The following is a 17,632-nucleotide window of genomic DNA, read 5'->3' on the forward strand; positions in this document are numbered from 1 at the left end:
AGAGATATTGCATGAGTAACATTAATATTTACGATACGAATGTTCTGGTACAAATTGTTCCGAATCTGATTACTAGTCAAAACTGGTTGTTGGACCGTTTCTTTCCAAATTTAGTGACTTATGAAACTGAGGAAGTGTCTATTGATGTTGACATTGGTAAGCGCCGTATGTCGCCATTTGTTTCGCCGCTTGTTGAAGGAAAGCTGGTTGAAAGCCGTAAATACCAGACAAACACATTCAAGCCTGCGTATATCAAAGATAAACGTGCTCCGGATTTACGCAAACCCATTCGGCGTCAAATTGGGGAACGCATTGGCGGTGAGTACACGGCAGCAGAACGCGAAATGCTGAATTTACAATTCGAGATGGCCGATCAAATCGACATGATTAACCGGCGCTTAGAGTGGATGGCTGCTAACGCTTTGGTCAAATCACAAATTACAGTTGTTGGTGATGGATTTCCAACTACCGTGATTGATTTCGGTCGTTCATCTAACTTAACTGTTACATTAAGTGGTTCAGACAAATGGCCGACTAAAGTCGCTGCGGGAACAACAAACACGCAGCCGAGTGACGATATTGAAGTCTGGCAGACGTTAATTCTGAAAGAGTCTGGCGCAGTGCCAACTGATTTGGTTTTTACATCTTCATCATGGAAAGCGTTTCGTCTTGATACGTCTATCAAGGATACTGCAATAACTTTCCCGGCGTTGAACCCGTTTGGTAATCAGGTGAATATCGGCCCAACAGTTCAAAAAGGGGCTGTATTTAAGGGGATTTGGGGTAATTTCAATCTCTGGTTATATAACGACTGGTTTATTGACCCGATTGATAATGTTGAAAAACCGATGCTGCCGGATGGCACAGTTATTATGTCAAGTGCGGATTTGATGGGAACGCGTGCGTTTGGCTTGATTCTTGATCCTGCATTTAATTACGGGCCATTGGCTTTTGCGCCCAAGAGCTGGTTAATTGAAGATCCCGCTCAACGTTATCTCATGATGCAATCCGCTCCGTTGGTCATTCCAAGCCGGGTGAATGCTGCATTATGTGCAACGGTGGTGTGATATGGCGAAGAATAAACAAGAAACCGAACTGGGCGGCTTACCGCCCGAATTAATGGTGGACGGACAAAAGTTGCCGGATTATCAGATAGAAACGGTGGAAGAAGATCCCGCTGTTCCCGATGCCGGCGAGCAGGAAAACCTTTCTGATGGTCAGGCAATCGTTGTTGTGCTGAAAGGCCAAACAGTTAAGCATAACGGCAAAGAATACAAAGAGCTCGTGCAACTCATTCTAAGCCCGGAAGACGCGGATCGCTTGATTGAATTGGGGGTTGTTGCTGACGTTAACAAACTGAGGCAACAAGCCCTTATTCAACATGGCCCGACCGTTACGGTCGATGACGGCGTTAAAATCAGTCATGAGGCTTGATAATGGGGATTAATTGGGACCAGCATTTACTTGAGCCGCTACACAACGTGTTCGGTGATATGGTTGAATATAAGCCATCGAGTGGAAAACCCTACTTTATAAACGGTATTTTTGACCGAGCATATACTCAAACAGTCGAATCATTAGATGACACTAGCACTATCAATACCACATCTCCCGTACTTGGGGTGCGCGATGCTGAGTTTCAGGCACCGCCGAAAAGGGGGGATCGGGTATTTGTTGGCATAGTTGGCGGCGTTCCTGTCAACACCTTGTTTGCCGTGGCAGATACTCAGTCGGACAGCCACGGTGGGACAAAACTCATTCTTAATAAGGTGAAATCATGAACGCAGCCGGTATCAGAGCATTAGTCATCGACGCACTCAAACATAAGACAGACGCAGAAGCTCGGGTTTATTCACCACGCGACTGGTCAACAACGGAAGATATGTATCCAGTTATTCTTGTTCAAACTCCTATCGACGTTAAAAATTCACTGGGACGTAATGTACCCCAGTTTAACACTGTCACCACAGTCCGTATTACCGGGCGTCTACAAGAGTTAGACAGCGAAGCGGAAGACGATGGGGCAGTTAAAGCAGAGGAGTCTCTCGAACGGTTACGCGAACAGATAGAGCGAGCGGTCATTAACAGTTATGAACTCACTCGTCAGACGCAACAATATCAACAGATACGTTCAACAATAGATATTGATGCGGGCGGGGAAGGACATACAGCGCAATTGCTGATGGAATTAGACATCGAATATTACCAAGGCCCGGAAGATTTCTACGAAATTGAAGCGGCTGAACTGGACGAGATGGACGTCACAATCGCTATGCCTGACGGCACCCCCGAACCTCATTTTCGAGTTAATTTTCCGAATTAATTCTCAGGAGTAACCCATGTTTGTAAAACCCGTTATCGGGAGGCGCGTACGCGATCCCGTAAAAGGCGTTTTTTTGCCCGAAGGTTGCACAGAAGTGCAAGACAGCTTGTTCTGGCATCGTCGCGTAAGAGACGGTGACGTTGAAATATGTCATCCCAATGCTGAAACAAAAGCAGCAAAGAAGGATAAGGAGAATGAATAATGGCCGTACCCTTTTCACGTGTGCCCAACAATATCCGGGCACCGCTTTTTTATGTCGAATTCGACAACTCAATGGCGAACAGCGCAATTGCGACACAGCGCACACTGATCATTGGGCAAATGTTGAGTACGTCTACAGCAAAGTCCGATATCCCGGAGCGTGTTTCTTCCGCAGCTCAAGTTGCTAATTTATACGGCAATGGTTCCATGCTTCATAGCATGACCGAAGCTTATTTCGCTAATGATCAAGCCGCAGAAATCTGGGTTTTGCCCCTTCAAGATGCTGATAGCATGGTCGCAGCCAAAGGCAGTGTAAAAGTCTCAAGTCCAGCAACCGATACCGGCGTTATCTCGCTGTATATCGGCGGTCAGCGCGTGCAAGTCACTGTAGTTGCAACAGACAAAGCCGAACAAGTGGCCACTGCATTGTCAGACGCGATTAACAAAAAAGTGACACTGCCGGTTATCGCTGCTGTCACTTATGACGCAGCGGATACTGTGACGCTAACTGCGAAGAATAAAGGTGCGGCGGGCAACAGTATTGATTTACGGCTAAATTACCGTGGTCAGTCTGGGGGAGAGTTTACTCCGGCAGGCATGGAGCTAAAAATTACGTCAATGTCAGGCGGGGCGGGTGCGCCCGATCTCAAAAACGCATTGGGCAATCTCAAAGACCGTTCCTTTGATTTTATTGCCAACCCATACACTGATACCGCTTCTCTTGATGATGTGAAAGCGTTTTTGTCTGATACGGTCGGGAGATGGTCGTGGGAACAGCAGCTTTACGGTCATTCATTTAGTGCGATCAGTGGCGCATACGGTGAGCTGGCTAACTTCGGTGAGCAAAGAAATTATCAGCATGAAACATTGTTGGGTGTCACTAAATCACCGACGCCGAATTACGTTTGGGCTGCGGCGTTGACGGGTGCGATTGCTCCAAGCTTACGTAACGACCCCGGTAGGCCGCTACAGACATTACCCGTAAGTGGCGTATTAGCTCCGGCATCTGAGGACCAGCTTGACTTAATCGAACGTAACAATCTGTTACACAGCGGGATTTCAACGTTTACGGTTGCTGATGACGGCACAATTCAGGTCGAAAACATCATCACGACTTATCAAAAGAATAGCTTTGGCGATAATGACGATAGCTATCTGGAAGTTGAGACGTTGTATTTGCTGATGTACGTCACGCGCTATATCCGCACTCAAATCACGAGCAAATTTGCACGGATGAAACTAGTGAAAGACGCCAGCCGCTATGCGCCGGGTTCAGCAATTGTGACGCCGAATGTTATCCGCGCGGAGCTTATCGCGCAGTACCGGACATTGGAATACAACGGCTATGTGCAAGATTCGAAGAGCTTTGCGAACGGGCTGATTGTCGATATCAATCCACAAAATCCGAACAGAATCGACGTCCTGTGGACAGGTACACTCATCAATCAGTTACGTGTCTTTGCGCTACTTAACCAATTCCGCTTACAACCGGCAGCATAAGGAAAAAAAATGGCAAATACATCAAAACGGCTGGCGGGTACCGCTTATGTCACCGTCGATGGGATCTCGATCATGGTGGCGGGGGACTTTACGTGGAGTCCCTCAACTGTCACACGAGAAACCCTCACGGGCATGGACTACGTACACGGCTACAAAGAAAAACCGCAAGCGGGTTTTATCTCATGCAAAGTGAGGGACAGTGGCGGGACAACTGTTGCTGACTTTAATAATCAGACTAATGTCACTATCGTTGCCGAACTGGCGAACGGTAAGACGATCATTGGCGAAGGGATGTGGACGGTTAACACCCAAGAAGTCAATAGCGAAGATGCAACATTCGAAGTGCGCTGGGAAGGCACGTCGGTAACCGAAAATTAATTTGGAGAATCAACATGTTAGAAACCACTAAAACTATCGTACTAAACACCCCAATTGAAAGCAATGACGGCAAAGTCCGCTACGAGCAGATTGATTTGAAAGAGCCAGTGTTGATTCAAGTCGAGCAGTTTTATGAATCACAGAACAAATCCAATCATTCAATTTCAGCTATGCGTCTATTACTCTCTTTAGTATCAGGCATCCCGGAATCAGTGTTGAAAAAGATGGCTATCAGTGATTTTCATCAGTGCCAAGAGTTCCTTTTAGGTTTTTTGGACTCGAAGCGCTCAATGGCTGGCAACAACTAGCCGCTGACGTCACATTCCACTATCGTTGGGGGCCGCGTGATGCGTGGCTCTTAACTCGATCACGCCTTGAATGGTGGGTTGAACAGGCTAACCGGATAAGTAAGGAGCGAAACGATGGCTAACGCTTTCGATTTTGAGCTAAACGCTGATGAGAATGTCACGAAAGTGATTGATGAAATTAATGCAAAGTTGAATAGTCTCAACCCCAACTTAGCAAAAACTCAAGAATGGTTGAAATTTGGCGGCTCTAAGTCAACAGAAGGGGTGGACACTCTTGGAACTAAATTACGGGATATGTCACGTTATGCTAAAGATAATGTTCAGCATCTCGGTGACATGGTGCCACCACTTAAAAATTTTGGTGAACTTGCAACGAAATATATGGGGATAGGAGCCAAAATTGGCGGCATAGGGATAGCGGCTAGTGGTATATCAAAAGGCTTTCAGTTGATGAATGATATGGGAAAGAAAGCCTATGATCTTGATGTGGCCGCTCAAAACTCCGCAATGAGTGTCCCGGATTTTACCCGGATAGCCGGGGCAATGAGATACCTTGGTATTAGCGCTGATGATGCTAAAAAATCAGTAGAAAGTTTTTATGGAATTTTAAATCATCCTTTACAAGGAAGGCGCGATGAAGCCAGAGCGGAATTAACAAAGATGGGGGTTCCTCTCTATGAGAATGAGCACGGAACGATTGATGTGTACAAGACCTTCCCAGAAGTTGTTAAGGCTATGCAAAAATATCCATCCGATGTTCAAAATACTATTGCTGAAAAAATCGGCCTAGATGAACATGGATTAGCGCTGGCACGTAAAGGACCAGAAACATATCAAGAACTATTGAGTAAGGCCGATAGAGATGGGTTAACTAGGTCACAAGCCGATAATGACAAATTAAACCAATATAATGATAAAAATAATGAGTTAGACGCCCGCCTTGAAGGAATAATGGATCGAGCTGAAATTGCGTTTGCTAATTTCGCATTAGGAGATGGTTATGATTATATGAAGGAACAGGCAGAAAAGAGGGAGGCCTATTCCGATACTCTTTTTAGCGGTTACAAAAAAGGCGATTTACGCGATAGGGCGTTAAACGATGTCAAGTTCATGAAAAGTCTTTCATTTGGAGAAAGATATTCTTTACAGTGGGGTGAACCTGATAAGGATTTAGAGAAAAAAATTAATGATCGATTTGGTGCGGAATGGGAAAAAGAAAAGCGCAAACATGATGCTGATAAAATAAAAGATAATATTCCCAAACCCCAAAAAATCCCAGAACCGGCAAAAATAGAACCTCCAAAATATCCCGATCCTTACGGAAAACCAGTAAAAGATTCGTTTGGCTTGAGAATTAAAAATCCGGGAAATGTGCGTGACGCTCCAAACGGCGTTGGATATGTACAAGGAAAAAGTGGAACATTTGTCAAGTTCGATAATAGTCATGATGGCCTCTCTGCATTAGCTCGCCAGTTAATGCTCAATGGCGATAGAGGAAAGGATACTGTTAATAGCACAATCAGTACTCATGCGCCCGCGAGAGGTATAGATAGAAATAATACGCAGGCATATATTAACTTTGTCTCAAACGAGACAGGCTTTCTTCCCAATCAACAGTTAAATATGCATGATCCCGCAATATTAGAGAAGCTGATGGTAGCTATTATTAAACAAGAAAATCATGGTCAACAGCCATTCAGCCAAAAAGAGATTACAGATGCAATAACCGCTGCTATCTTTGACCCAAAATGGCAGGGTTTGCGTGACAGATATTATCTAAATCAACAGCGCATGATTAATCAACCTGTACTGCCTGAATCGGACAAAAGACCTCCCTCTATTTTTGCAAATCAAGCAAATAATAGCGAGCTTGCTCAGAATATAGCCGACGCCATTCAATCAACGATTGGTGAAAACAAGTTTCAGGTAGAAATTACACTAGTCAACAGTAAGACCGGAGAACGGCAACAATTTAATGCAAAAACCGGAGGTCGGGTAACAACCTCCATGCAATATCCGTAATACATGACAAGATTGTTTTAGAGCGCCTTTAATGTTGTTTAGTAGTTTAACCTTGATTTCGTCAAGCACCTGAATAATGATTGGTCATTTGATTTGGATGAGAGGTGTTTGTGTCTGTTTGGCAAATTATGGTAGCGCTTGTTTTTTTATTTGCAATTGCATTTTGTTTATCTTTTCGAAGAAAGAAAACAGCGTTTCGAACAACAATGCGTGTATTAGCAATTGGTATCCCCATCAGTGCTCCTTTTGCTTTTGGTTTATTGCGTCCTGACTGTCACTTTGATATTAATGGATTTTATGAAAATAAAGGTACGCTCTGTTATAAATATACTGATTTTTTGACGCTAACTAGGAATGGAAACGGGGAGAGCATTCCTATTATGAAATTTTCCATTCTAGACCAAGACAGAGCCATTGTTTACCCTCGGGGAGAGGATGCTCACATAATTTTGGCTATAGATGGTGAATTCAAAATATATTCTTATGATATATATAAGACAGTGATCAATCTGGAAAAACGATATGGACCAGGAACTGGTGCAGGCTCGCAGTAAGCCCCTATTGGGGCTTTGATAATAAACCTTATCCGCCGTGCATCACTTTAGCGACATTCCTTTTCGCAAGTGATAATGCTCTTTTTATATCATCTAGCAGAGATTCAGCTCTTTTGACATCTTCAAGCGCAGCCTCTATGGATGAATTTGGTAGCCATTGCTTTGCAATGATATTCACTTGTTGAATATTGTCGCTGACAATATTTCGGGTATCTCCGTTTATTATGTTGATCCTATGCTTGCAGTACATTCCGTTTTCTCCTGCGGGACAAGTGCAGAATGCTAGGAACTCTTTTACATCCTTTGTAAAAGTGACTTTATATGGTTCTTCTGCTGATCCTTGCACGAGAAAATTTATTTTTTCCATGAGACACCTCATAAGCGGAGTTTATCAACTATTTCTTGGTTTCTATCAGTTTTTTGATTTTTTCAACATCCAACTCAATAGAAACCAATCTTTCTTCTATGCTTGGTTTGTGAGCTATGTCTGAGTTTTGAGAAACCCAATTTTCAATGGCTGCAACCATTTCAGCGTTAAGAGATTGCCCTTTTTTATCAGCAATCTTTGCTATTTCCTCTTTTAATTCAATAGGAAGTCTTAAATTAACTTGAGGGTGCTTGTATGGTCGCTTGATCATTATGAGTTTCTATTATTCAGTTAACTACAAGATAGATTAAGTGCGTACCTATTGACTATCAATACGTACCTAATTAATATGTATGCATACCACATACAAAAGCATACAAAGGAGATGTTAATGAAAGTAGCTGAACCAGTATCTGTTCGGATGCCGACAAAGCTAAAAGAGATTCTTCAATCGATAGCTGATGCGGGTGATAGATCTTTGAGTAAGGAAATTCTTCGGAGAGTGAAGGAATCGCTAAAAAATGAAGGGATAGTAATCCCAGAATGACAAAACCCCAAAGGCTGGCACCAATGGGGTCTTATAGTAGCCGGAAATCTTAGAGGAAAACCGACATGACGAGTATAGCAATTAATGAAATGCATAACACTATTGATACATTCTTTCAGCAAGAAATATTGTTGACAGGATTACTCTCTGGAGTTATCTTGCGTTTACGAGGCTTCGAAACCTCTTACAAGCGGATCAAACCAACCCCGTTAGCGTTGGATTTTTTATGTCTGTCATTCAGTGGACGCAGTGCGCGGCCACACCCCGATCAAGGTCGGGAGGGCGACGAATACAACACCCGAAAGGGGAATAAGTCCGCGGTACTTGTAGCCGTTTCGAACCTCCCGGCACCATCATGTGGTTTCTCTTCGAAAAAGATACAAGGAGTCAGCAATGACTAATCAAATTTCAGCCCAAAACCTCCAGGCTATCATTCATAACAGTATTCCAGTAATCACAACTGAGTTACTGGCAGAACTATATACAACAGATGTTGTACGAATTCGTCAGAACCACGCTAGAAATGCTGATAGATTTAGCGAAGGAAAACATTTCTTTATTCTAAAAGGTAAAGAATTACAAGAGCTTAAAAACAGAGTATCTTTAAGCTACTCTGTTGAAAGCGGCATTCAGTTAATCGGTAAACGTGCCCGAAGCTTAACTTTATGGACCGAACGCGGAGCGGCTCGTCATGCTAAAATGCTTGATACGGATAAAGCATGGGATGTTTTCGAAAAACTGGAAGATTGTTATTTCAGTCAAAAAGATATAATGGCAACATCCACTAAAACCACAACAGACGAACGCACTCCGTTACGTGACGCTGTAAATATGCTTGTGGGTAAGCGCGGGTTGATGTATCCAGAAGCTTATAGTTTCATTCATCAGCGTTTCAACGTTTCTAGCATTGATCAATTGCCAGCGGAGAAAATCCCCGAAGCTGTTGAGTATGTTCACAAGTTAGTCCTTGAGGGTGAATATCTTGGTAAAGAGACCTCACCATCTTTAAACGGCATCCAGTTCCCTGAAAACGGCAAGATACTAATCACGATGTGTAACAATGCGGTTGATAGTTGTCAAATAGTTCGCCCTGATAGCCACGTACTGACGTTAAACACGTTCATGGAGTTAGCTCAAAAAGCCGGTTATCTCATCATTCACAGAGAAAACTTCATGAGCATGGAAAATAGCTGGAAATATTAACTCAAAAGATAAGGATGGCTCAGATTTGAGCCATCATACTAAACGTGTTTTGCCGGTTTTATTAAGCTATCCGCAGGTATCCCGAACATTTTATGTAAGTTCCATACCATCGGCAGCGTAAGGCTACGTTTGCGATTAAGTATTTCATAAACACGATTTACTTTTCCGATAGCTGGCACCAAGTCTTTTGCTGTTAACCCGGATTGCTCCATCCTGAATTTTATGGCCTCGATTGGATCTGGTGGGTCAATCGGGAAATGTTCAGTCTCATAAGCTTCAATCAGCAAAACCATGACTTCCATATAATCAAATTCGTGAGATCCAAGTTCGGGCTGATTATCAAACATCGGTGAGATAGCTTTTAATGCTTCTTGATAGTCTTGTTCTGTTCTAATGGGTTTAATATTCATTGTTTACTCCGGTTCTACGGTATTGGCATCTACGGCATCGTATTGTTTATGTGTGCCAATGAATTTTACGTACACCCAGCCGATGGGATAAAAAATGGAAACGATTAGACGATAACTATTTCCTTTAATATTAAATACTACGCGACTGTTTTTCAGGATGCTCGCATTGCGGTATTGCGCTTTAATGTCAGCGGGGCTTTTCCATACGGATTTTTTGGCCTCGTCAACCCAAGCTCTCAACTGTTGTTCAGCATCGGGATAGATTTCCCAGAACTGCTTTAATGTATTGACTGAGATAATTTTCATAAAGTTATGATAGTCCCATTTTGGGACTGATGCAAGTATTTTGTTCACTACCGCACAGGCAGCTTAAAAGGTTACAACCCCCGAAGCCAAGGATGGTCTAATTTAGTTTAAGTGTGTTTTTATTTGTCTGATAGATTAAAAAATGTAACAATGATCAAATGTTAGTCAGATTAAGAGCGCCCTGTACCAAGGGATCTGATGAATGGCACTTTGAGATTAATGTCACGTGAAAGAAGCTACACAATAATTCACATTGACATAAAAATAAAGTTAACATATATATTAACTATGAGCTAAGGATGATGATGGAAGACGAGGGGAAGCTAGAGCCTGTATACTATGGCTCAAAGTTTACTGTAATCCACTGCGTTGGTGCCGTTGAAAGCTTTTACGAATCAGCCAAAAGTTTGGTTAAGCAAAAGGCAAGAAACATGGAAATGCAGATAGTCCTTCAAATAAAACGCCTTGCGGATGGCAAAAGAATGACTTCTGATACTTTGGTTAGCGAAGGCAGCCTTCCATCTAATAAAAAATTTTATGCTCTTAAAAGAATCCCGATAAGGGGTTATCTGTGGTATTCAGAAGCTAAAAGTGGCGTTTGTTTTATAAGCCATTATATATACAAAGATTACCAAAAATTAAACAAATCTAACATCCGCAAGATCCACTCTAACTGGAGAAGAATCGAGGAGGATGGACATGAAAAATGATCACGTTTTTAACAACGAAAAAATGTTGTTTGCGCAAGAGGAACTTGTTTTTAACGTAACAGAAGATGTTTTGCTTGCTATGGAAGATAAATCCATTAAAAAATCTGAGCTGGCCGAGAAACTTGGAAAAACAAAATCGTATGTTTCTCAGGTCCTTAGCGGCTCAAGAAACATGACGCTCAGAACGCTATCAGACATCTGCTTTGTTTTGGGTGCAAAACCAAATATAACAATTACTATAGAGGGTAGGGATGTTTCCTTACCTATTGATAAAGAACAAAAAAGGCACCAACATTGGCGTAATGATGATAATTGCGTAGGTATTTTTCTTGGGAAGGAAAAGAACAGAAAAATTTCTCAATCGGATACAATAGAACTGACATCAGCACATCTTAGCTATGAGGATGCAGCATAATGAATGCCGAACTCATTAATGCTCAAAACAAATTACATATTGTTAATGTCAATATCCGGGAGTCAAGTTTTAAGCTTTCTGAGGAGGCTCATTCTTCTTTTGTATTATCAGAGTTGTTCAATGAGGATCACAAGACTCAATCTTACGGCGATGTATCAAGAATAAAGGTTTTTCTTTCCGAGGAAGACAACAGGCATTGTTATATATTTGAGTATTCTGTAGGGATAAGATTGCTGAAAGTGGACTCATTAAGCAGCGAAGAATCAGAGTCTGAGGATGTCACTGTTGGAATAGAAGTGGTCTTTGATGCCACTTATTTATCTGAAACCAAGCTTACAGGCGACGAACTAAAAGCATTTTCTGAAAATAATGTAGCCTTCAACGTTTGGCCGTATTGGCGAGAATACGTTCAGTCGGCATGTAGCAGAATGGGAATACCGCAGATCAACATTCCGCTCTATAAGATAAAGAAGTGACCCCTTTCAAGGCCACCGATAAGGTGGCTTTTTCATATCTGGCCGCTTAATTGCGGTTTTTTGTATCTAAAATAACCACAAGGTGGTGATATGCCATTGATTAAAGACGCCATTTCATCATTTTTGGGGAAAGATCAGGAATGGTCATGGAAGGAAAATTTACACCCGGCGTCGTTTCGGGGAGTACCATTTGCTGTAGTATCCGGGGAGAGCGTTTTCGGCAGACGGCAAGCGGTACATGAATATCCGTACCGCGATACAGCATGGATTGAAGACCTTGGCCGCAGTAGCCGAAAGATTACTCTTCGCGGTTTTATCATTCAAGGCAGTAAAGTGTATTCCGCGCCGGATGTGATCACACAGCGTAATAACTTGGTGGCGGCATGTGAAGAAGGGGCGAACGGGACGCTGATACATCCCACACTTGGAGAACTAACAGTCAGCGTCACTGAGTCCGGCTTGCGTGTAAATGAAAGTGCGGACAATGGCCGGGTGTTTGAGTTCACTCTCACAGTGATTGAATCTGGTCTGAAAGTCTTTGCTATTACAAATAGCACGGCGGCAGACAGCAAAGTAAATACCAATTGGCTCAGAACGGCTACAACGACAGCCGCAAAATTCATCTCTATGGTGAAAGGTGAGATCCGCACTGTCACACAAGCCGTTAAAACCATCAAGCAGACAGTCAATTTCTGGGAAAAGATGGTGCAATCGTCAATTGATGAAGTGACCAATCTCAGTGACATGTTGAACTCCACCTTTGGTAGTAAACGTTATAGCCGTTACAGCCGCGGGAAAATCGGCGGTTCTGTGTCGGGAGCCACTGGTGTTGTACTGCGAAACAATGACAGTGAAAACTATAAAAATGTAGTCAATGAGAAAATGGCCGGGGCGGTCATGGGACGAGAGGCAATATCAAAAGCCCTCTCACAACTCAATGAGGCTAACTCAATTGAGGGGCTGGCTGCTGGAGTGCAATTAGTCATTAACGTAATCATTAATACAACCGGCAGTACGACAGAGAAAGTGCGAGTATTTGAAAATCTTGCCAGCTTTAAAAATACGCAATATCAGCAAAGTAGTGTCGATAAGAATGTAGCAGAAGCCACCACGTTATTGATCGTTGTTCTGTCTGCCGGGGCGATGGCAAAAACAGCAAGCGAACTGATCCCCGCTAATCGTGATGAGGCCGCAACAATTCAGCGGCGTGTTTGTAAGTCTCTTGACAACGCGATCATTAAAGCCGGTGATTTGGCCGCCGATGATGTTTTCCAGGTCCTTGTTCAGCTACGTTATGAATTTGTTGAAAGTTTCTCACTGAAAGATGCAAAAGGACGTTTGACGCAGTTTAATTTACCGTCAGTCTTGCCGGTCTTAAATATTGCTAATCGAATCTATCAGGATGCTGAACGCAGTGATGAGTTGATACAAGCCGTTTCCCCTATTCACCCGGCATTTATGCCCATTAAATTTAAGGCGCTGAAGCAATGAAGAGTGATGAACTTTCGTTAGTGATCGGCGGACGCCGCATCTTTGGGTGGGACAGTGTACGGGTGACAAGAGGTATTGAACGGCTGCCATCGGATTTTGATTTAATGTTAATGGATTACTACCCCGGCAATGATGAGAAGCAGCTTGTAGAACCCGGTGAAAAATGCGAAGTGTTTTTGGGTGATGACAGAGTGGTAACGGGATATATCGATAGCTGGAACCCATCAGTTTCCAAGAATAAACACGAGATAAAAGTATCGGGCAGGGGCAAATGTCAGGACTTAGTAGATTGCTCGGCAAAGTGGCCTAACAACGTTATCAGTCAAGCTACTCCGCTACAGATTGCTCAAAAACTCGCGCAATGGTACGACATTCAAGTGACTTCTGATGTTGATGATATGCCCATTGTTCCCCAGTTCACGTTGAATTGGGGTGAGTCATCACAAGAAGTCATTGATCGCGTTACCCGCTTTGCCGCTCTTCTTTACTACGACTTGCCGGACGGCAATTTAATCATGACACGAGTAGGCACGGAACTAGCCGCGAGTGGTGTTGAGCAGGGTAAGAACGTTGAAACATCAGATTATAATAGTTCAATGAATGAACGTTTTTCTGAGTATACCGGACTTTCATTTGCTATAAGTGGATTGAACGAAACAAGCAATGATAGCGGTTATGATGTCGTCACTTTGGCTACAGCAAGTGATCCCGAAGCTAAAAAAATGCGCTATCGAAACTATGTCACCATCATAGAAAGTACACTCATATCAGCTAAACGGTCGCAAGAATCTATTGATTGGGAAATGAACCGTCGCTACGGGCGCTCAAAAGTGCTGAAAGTGACCGTTGATTCGTGGAGAGATAGTAGCGGTAAGTTGTGGCAACCCAACACGCTGATCCCTATCCATATGCCTATTTTTGGTCTTGAAAACGAACAATGGCTGTTGTCGGAAGTGACATATACACGTAACGGCGATAATGGCACGCAAGCGCAATTAGTTTTAATGCCTCCAGCGGCTTTTGCCGTACAGCCGTATGAGTTTTACGCAATTTTAAGAGAGACGATCAGATGATGAATGATGCAATCAGAAAGCTATCTCGCCGGGTTGAAATGATGTTAGGTCTTGGAAAAATCAAGACTTCGCGCGATAGCGGAAACATTCAAGTTGTTCAGTATCAGACGCCGATAGAAGTCCGCGATAACACTGCAAGAATGGCTGAATTTGGCTTCTCGTCTGCATTGCCGCCCGGAACTGATGTTGTTATCGGCTATCTTGGAGGGGATCGTTCCAGCGCTGTAGTGATTGCAAGCAACAATAAAAAATATCGGCATAAGAATTTAAACCCCGGAGAAGTGGTGCTGTACAACCAGTGGGGCTTGCATATCTTGCTGACTGAATCAGGGATCACGATAGAGGCGAAAGGGCAGTCAGTGACTGTAAATAATGCAACACAGGTAACAATTAACGCTAGCGAATCTGTACTTTGCAATACGCCAATTCTAAAAGTTACAGGTGATATCGTTGACAACTGCAATAGTAACTCTTCAACAATGAAACAGTTACGCGAATCTTACAACAGGCACACGCATAAAGTGTCCGGTGTGGAATCTGGCGGCTCAACAGTAACAAGTCAGCAAACAGGGGAACCAGTGAAATGAGTGATATTACCTCTTATTGGGATGTTGAGCATATCCATGCTGACTGGCTAGCGGGTAACGGGGATCTGGTTACGGGCAACGATTTACAAACGGCAATGATAATCAGTTTGTTCACAGATAGACAGGCCCGTAGTGATGACGAAATTGACGGAGTTGACAGAAAGGGCTGGTGGGGTGATGTCGGCTCGGATTATCAAATCGGTTCGCGATTGTGGTTGATACGTCGTCAAAAGCTCACTACCGCAGTCGCACTGAAAGCAGAAGATTACGCGCGTGAAGCTTTGCAGTGGATGTTAGACGATGGCGTTGTCGCTTCTGTAAATATCAACACTCAAATCGTTTATCCAAATCGCTTAAATATGATTATTCGCTATCAGCGCCCCGGAAGAGAGAGTGAAGACCTAAGATTTTTCTGGGTATGGGAACAACATAATGCCATTTAAACGACAAACACTATCTGAGCTACGGGAGCAGAACCGCAGCTTTTTACAGTCTGAACTTGATGATGCTGGTACATTGCTAAGATATTCAAATATGGGCGTTCTTGCTGACATGGACGCGGGGATGGCTCATTTACACTACGGCTATCTTGACTATATCGCATTACAAACTACGCCCTTTACTGCAACTGATGAACATCTCGCGGGTTGGGGGGCAATGAAAAAAGTCTTTCGTAAACCTGCCAATGCGGCTGTTTGTAATGATTATTTGTTTACCGGTGTTGAAGAGACGATGATTCCAACGGGGACAATACTCAATCGCGGTGACGGCTATCAATACAAAACACTTTATGATGTCCGTATTGCTCAAAATGGTACGGCTAATGCATTGATAACAGCAATTCTGCCCGACATTTCTGATGATGCAACAGGCGGAGGAAGTGCGGGTAATGCTGATGCGGGAACAGCGCTAACACTCGATCAGAGTATTGCGGGGGTGGATGTTCAGGGAAAAGCAGTAACACCGATTATCGGTGGGGCAGATATTGAAAATGAAGATGATTTTCGTTCCCGAATTTTATTGGCATATCAAGGACTTTTGTCCGGTGGCTCTGATGATGACTATAAGTTGTGGGCGCTGTCTGTACCAGGTATTACTCGTGTGTGGATTCGTCGGCGAGCAATGGGCGCAGGGACCGTTGGCATTTACATTATGTGCGATAACAATGGAAAAGGCGGCTTCCCAACCGGCACTGATGGATTTTCAAGCTTAGAAAACTACGGTACGTCAGCAACTGGAGACCAGAAAAGGGTTGCTGATTATATTTACCCATTACAGCCAGTCACTGCTTTAGTGTGGGTTTGCTCTCCAATTCAGCGTAAAATTGATATCACAATTAATGGGATATCGTATGTTAGTCGTGATGTAACGAATGCTATTGCAGCCGCTATTGATAATGTATTTTTTGAAAGCGGAAATCCTGACGGAACAGGAAGAGTTCTTATTTCCGAATTGCAATATGCGATTGCTGACGTGCCGGGAACGGCAGGATTTGTTATCACGAATCCGACAAGCAATATCAAACTTGGGATCGGGGAGTTGCCGCTGCGTGGGGAGGTTATCTATACATGAGTCGATATAGTGCAGAAAACTATATGTCAGCGCTGAACGGGCTATTGCCATCCGGTCTAGCATGGACTCGTCAACCCTCATCCGTTATGAATGCAATAACGAGAGCGATTGCTCATTCATATTACCGAAGTGATCGCGATGCGTGGGGATTGATTGATGGGGCTTTCCCGGCAACTGCTACTATTATGCTGCCTGAATGGGAAAAATCACTAGGTTTGCCCGATGATTGCGGTATCGGAGAAGTTGATACTATCCCATTAAGACAGAAAACAGTTGTTTCGCGATTATTAAGAGATGGCGGGCAGTCAAAAGAGTTTTTTATTAATCTGGCCGAAACAATGGGTTATACCATCACAATTACTGAGTACAGACAAGCGCGGGTGGGACAGTCAGTTTGCGGGGAGGCTTTGAATGGTGAAGACTGGCCGTTTACGTGGAGAATTAACGCACCCAAAACTACTATTTTCTATGCTGTAGCTGGTGGGAGTTATTGCGGTGATCCGCTACGGTCGTGGGGTAATAAACGACTGGAGTGTCAATTTAATCGTCTTTGTCCGTCTCATACAATTCTACAATTCGGTTACAGCAACTAAATAATCCTTTATTTATTTTTTTCTAATCACTTTATGAGTGAGGTTTTGCTATGCAAAAAATTGGTGATATTACAAATACCGCAGATAAAAACGGTGAATTCACGAATGGCAATGTTGCCGCTGGTATTGCGCCCACATTATTAGACGCTGGCTGGTTTAATACCGTTCAGCGTGAATTAATTAATGCCGTGCAAGGATCGGGAATTAAGTTAGATAGTAAAAATGACAGTCAGCTTTTTGCTGCTATCAAAAAGTTAATTGATAACAGCGCTGTTGAAATTCACGACGCCTCATTAACCCAAAAAGGAATAACTCAACTCACGGACAAAACAGGCGGTAGCAATACTCTTGCTGCAACTCAGAAGCTTGTATCTGATGTGAATGACAACGCTAATAATAAGCTGGCCAAAAACCAAAACGGCGCTGACATTCCCGACAAAAACGCGTTTGTGAAAAACCTCGGTTTGTCGGAAACGGTGAATTTGGCTCAGGGGGCATATCCAGGATTGAAATCTGTTGATGTGATTCCGACGCTTGGATATAACGGCGCGTTCCAAGGTAGAGCGCATACTAACTATGCAAAAGGGATCAGCGTC

The 17,632-nt window shown here is 43.3% G+C and carries 26 protein-coding genes and 1 pseudogene; 23 read left to right on the top strand and 4 right to left on the bottom strand.

Features of this window, described 5'->3' with window-relative positions; genetic code table 11:
- Positions 1–11: 11 nt before the first annotated feature.
- The 10 genes from C5471_RS18410 (at position 12) to C5471_RS18455 (ending at position 7,286) form a co-directional block, all read left to right on the top strand.
- Positions 12–1,067: a major capsid protein gene (locus C5471_RS18410; RefSeq protein ID WP_133812588.1), complete on the top strand. Its 1,056-nt coding sequence runs from the start codon at positions 12–14 to the stop codon at positions 1,065–1,067.
- A gap of 1 nt (position 1,068) precedes the next feature.
- On the top strand, positions 1,069–1,434 hold the full coding sequence (locus C5471_RS18415; RefSeq protein ID WP_133812589.1) for a hypothetical protein: 366 nt from the start codon (positions 1,069–1,071) through the stop codon (positions 1,432–1,434).
- Between the two features lie 2 nt (positions 1,435–1,436).
- Positions 1,437–1,781, top strand: coding sequence for a head-tail joining protein (locus C5471_RS18420; protein ID WP_133812590.1), 345 nt, complete (start codon positions 1,437–1,439; stop codon positions 1,779–1,781).
- Entirely contained in the window at positions 1,778–2,323 is a 546-nt protein-coding gene (locus C5471_RS18425; RefSeq protein WP_133812591.1) for an ATP-binding protein, read from the top strand. The genes C5471_RS18420 and C5471_RS18425 overlap by 4 nt, the downstream gene beginning before the upstream one ends.
- 16 nt (positions 2,324–2,339) lie before the next feature.
- Entirely contained in the window at positions 2,340–2,525 is a 186-nt protein-coding gene (locus tag C5471_RS18430; protein WP_133812592.1) for a DUF2635 domain-containing protein, read from the top strand.
- Positions 2,525–4,024 (top strand): phage tail sheath subtilisin-like domain-containing protein, encoded by a 1,500-nt coding sequence (locus C5471_RS18435; RefSeq protein ID WP_133812593.1) that lies wholly within the window; start codon positions 2,525–2,527, stop codon positions 4,022–4,024. The genes C5471_RS18430 and C5471_RS18435 overlap by 1 nt, the downstream gene beginning before the upstream one ends.
- Before the next feature lie 9 nt (positions 4,025–4,033).
- Positions 4,034–4,402, top strand: coding sequence for a phage tail tube protein (locus tag C5471_RS18440; RefSeq protein WP_133812594.1), 369 nt, complete (start codon positions 4,034–4,036; stop codon positions 4,400–4,402).
- 14 nt (positions 4,403–4,416) lie between these two features.
- Positions 4,417–4,710 (top strand): phage tail assembly protein, encoded by a 294-nt coding sequence (locus C5471_RS18445; protein ID WP_133812595.1) that lies wholly within the window; start codon positions 4,417–4,419, stop codon positions 4,708–4,710.
- 114 nt (positions 4,711–4,824) lie between these two features.
- Positions 4,825–6,732, top strand: a complete 1,908-nt coding sequence (locus C5471_RS18450; RefSeq protein ID WP_133812597.1) for a hypothetical protein — start codon at positions 4,825–4,827, stop codon at positions 6,730–6,732.
- Between the two features lie 110 nt (positions 6,733–6,842).
- Positions 6,843–7,286, top strand: a complete 444-nt coding sequence (locus tag C5471_RS18455) for a hypothetical protein (protein ID WP_133812598.1) — start codon at positions 6,843–6,845, stop codon at positions 7,284–7,286.
- 28 nt (positions 7,287–7,314) lie between these two features.
- Here C5471_RS18455 and C5471_RS18460 read toward each other — a convergent pair whose 3' ends face one another.
- On the bottom strand, positions 7,315–7,653 hold the full coding sequence (locus C5471_RS18460) for an SWIM zinc finger family protein (protein WP_166296243.1): 339 nt from the start codon (positions 7,651–7,653) through the stop codon (positions 7,315–7,317).
- Between the two features lie 28 nt (positions 7,654–7,681).
- On the bottom strand, positions 7,682–7,924 hold the full coding sequence (locus tag C5471_RS18465; RefSeq protein WP_133812600.1) for an Arc family DNA-binding protein: 243 nt from the start codon (positions 7,922–7,924) through the stop codon (positions 7,682–7,684).
- Positions 7,925–8,044: 120 nt separating this feature from the next.
- Between C5471_RS18465 and C5471_RS18470 the strand changes: the two genes are divergently transcribed.
- The 3 genes and pseudogenes from C5471_RS18470 to C5471_RS25115 form a co-directional block, all read left to right on the top strand.
- A complete protein-coding gene (locus C5471_RS18470) occupies positions 8,045–8,200 on the top strand; it encodes an Arc family DNA-binding protein (protein WP_157890154.1) in 156 nt (51 codons plus the stop codon).
- Between the two features lie 65 nt (positions 8,201–8,265).
- The gene (locus C5471_RS18475; RefSeq protein ID WP_133812602.1) at positions 8,266–8,601 is read left to right on the top strand and encodes a hypothetical protein; all 336 of its coding nucleotides are present in this window, start codon (positions 8,266–8,268) and stop codon (positions 8,599–8,601) included.
- Positions 8,594–8,986: pseudogene (locus C5471_RS25115) on the top strand (ORF6N domain-containing protein); the annotation flags it as partial. The gene C5471_RS18475 and the pseudogene C5471_RS25115, both read left to right, overlap by 8 nt.
- Positions 8,987–9,441: 455 nt before the next feature.
- Here the strand turns inward: C5471_RS25115 and C5471_RS18485 are convergent.
- Together C5471_RS18485 and C5471_RS18490 are read right to left on the bottom strand one after the other, a co-directional pair.
- Positions 9,442–9,813: a helix-turn-helix domain-containing protein gene (locus C5471_RS18485; RefSeq protein ID WP_133812604.1), complete on the bottom strand. Its 372-nt coding sequence runs from the start codon at positions 9,811–9,813 to the stop codon at positions 9,442–9,444.
- A 3-nt stretch (positions 9,814–9,816) separates the two neighbouring features.
- Entirely contained in the window at positions 9,817–10,119 is a 303-nt protein-coding gene (locus C5471_RS18490; protein WP_133812605.1) for a type II toxin-antitoxin system HigB family toxin, read from the bottom strand.
- Between the two features lie 299 nt (positions 10,120–10,418).
- Between C5471_RS18490 and C5471_RS18495 the strand changes: the two genes are divergently transcribed.
- From C5471_RS18495 to C5471_RS24505, 10 genes are all read left to right on the top strand, one after another.
- Positions 10,419–10,829: a hypothetical protein gene (locus C5471_RS18495; RefSeq protein ID WP_133812606.1), complete on the top strand. Its 411-nt coding sequence runs from the start codon at positions 10,419–10,421 to the stop codon at positions 10,827–10,829.
- A complete protein-coding gene (locus tag C5471_RS18500) occupies positions 10,819–11,244 on the top strand; it encodes a helix-turn-helix domain-containing protein (protein WP_242688770.1) in 426 nt (141 codons plus the stop codon). Before C5471_RS18495 ends, C5471_RS18500 begins: the two co-directional genes overlap by 11 nt.
- A complete protein-coding gene (locus tag C5471_RS18505) occupies positions 11,244–11,720 on the top strand; it encodes a hypothetical protein (RefSeq protein ID WP_133812608.1) in 477 nt (158 codons plus the stop codon). Before C5471_RS18500 ends, C5471_RS18505 begins: the two co-directional genes overlap by 1 nt.
- 90 nt (positions 11,721–11,810) lie before the next feature.
- On the top strand, positions 11,811–13,211 hold the full coding sequence (locus C5471_RS18510) for a DNA circularization protein (protein ID WP_133812609.1): 1,401 nt from the start codon (positions 11,811–11,813) through the stop codon (positions 13,209–13,211).
- A complete protein-coding gene (locus C5471_RS18515) occupies positions 13,208–14,284 on the top strand; it encodes a phage baseplate assembly protein (protein ID WP_133812610.1) in 1,077 nt (358 codons plus the stop codon). The genes C5471_RS18510 and C5471_RS18515 overlap by 4 nt, the downstream gene beginning before the upstream one ends.
- Positions 14,284–14,871 carry a phage baseplate assembly protein domain-containing protein gene (locus C5471_RS18520; protein WP_133814174.1) on the top strand — a complete coding sequence of 196 codons (588 nt, stop codon included), beginning with the start codon at positions 14,284–14,286 and terminating at the stop codon, positions 14,869–14,871. Before C5471_RS18515 ends, C5471_RS18520 begins: the two co-directional genes overlap by 1 nt.
- Positions 14,868–15,314 (top strand): phage GP46 family protein, encoded by a 447-nt coding sequence (locus C5471_RS18525; RefSeq protein WP_133812611.1) that lies wholly within the window; start codon positions 14,868–14,870, stop codon positions 15,312–15,314. The genes C5471_RS18520 and C5471_RS18525 overlap by 4 nt, the downstream gene beginning before the upstream one ends.
- Positions 15,304–16,443: a baseplate J/gp47 family protein gene (locus C5471_RS18530; protein WP_133812612.1), complete on the top strand. Its 1,140-nt coding sequence runs from the start codon at positions 15,304–15,306 to the stop codon at positions 16,441–16,443. The genes C5471_RS18525 and C5471_RS18530 overlap by 11 nt, the downstream gene beginning before the upstream one ends.
- Positions 16,440–17,036, top strand: a complete 597-nt coding sequence (locus C5471_RS18535) for a YmfQ family protein (RefSeq protein WP_133812613.1) — start codon at positions 16,440–16,442, stop codon at positions 17,034–17,036. The genes C5471_RS18530 and C5471_RS18535 overlap by 4 nt, the downstream gene beginning before the upstream one ends.
- 50 nt (positions 17,037–17,086) lie before the next feature.
- Positions 17,087–17,632: phage tail protein (locus C5471_RS24505; protein ID WP_242688771.1), on the top strand; the 546-nt coding region annotated here is incomplete at its 3' end.

The organism is Photorhabdus tasmaniensis, assembly GCF_011189505.1.
Taxonomy (GTDB): Bacteria; Pseudomonadota; Gammaproteobacteria; order Enterobacterales; family Enterobacteriaceae; genus Photorhabdus; species Photorhabdus tasmaniensis.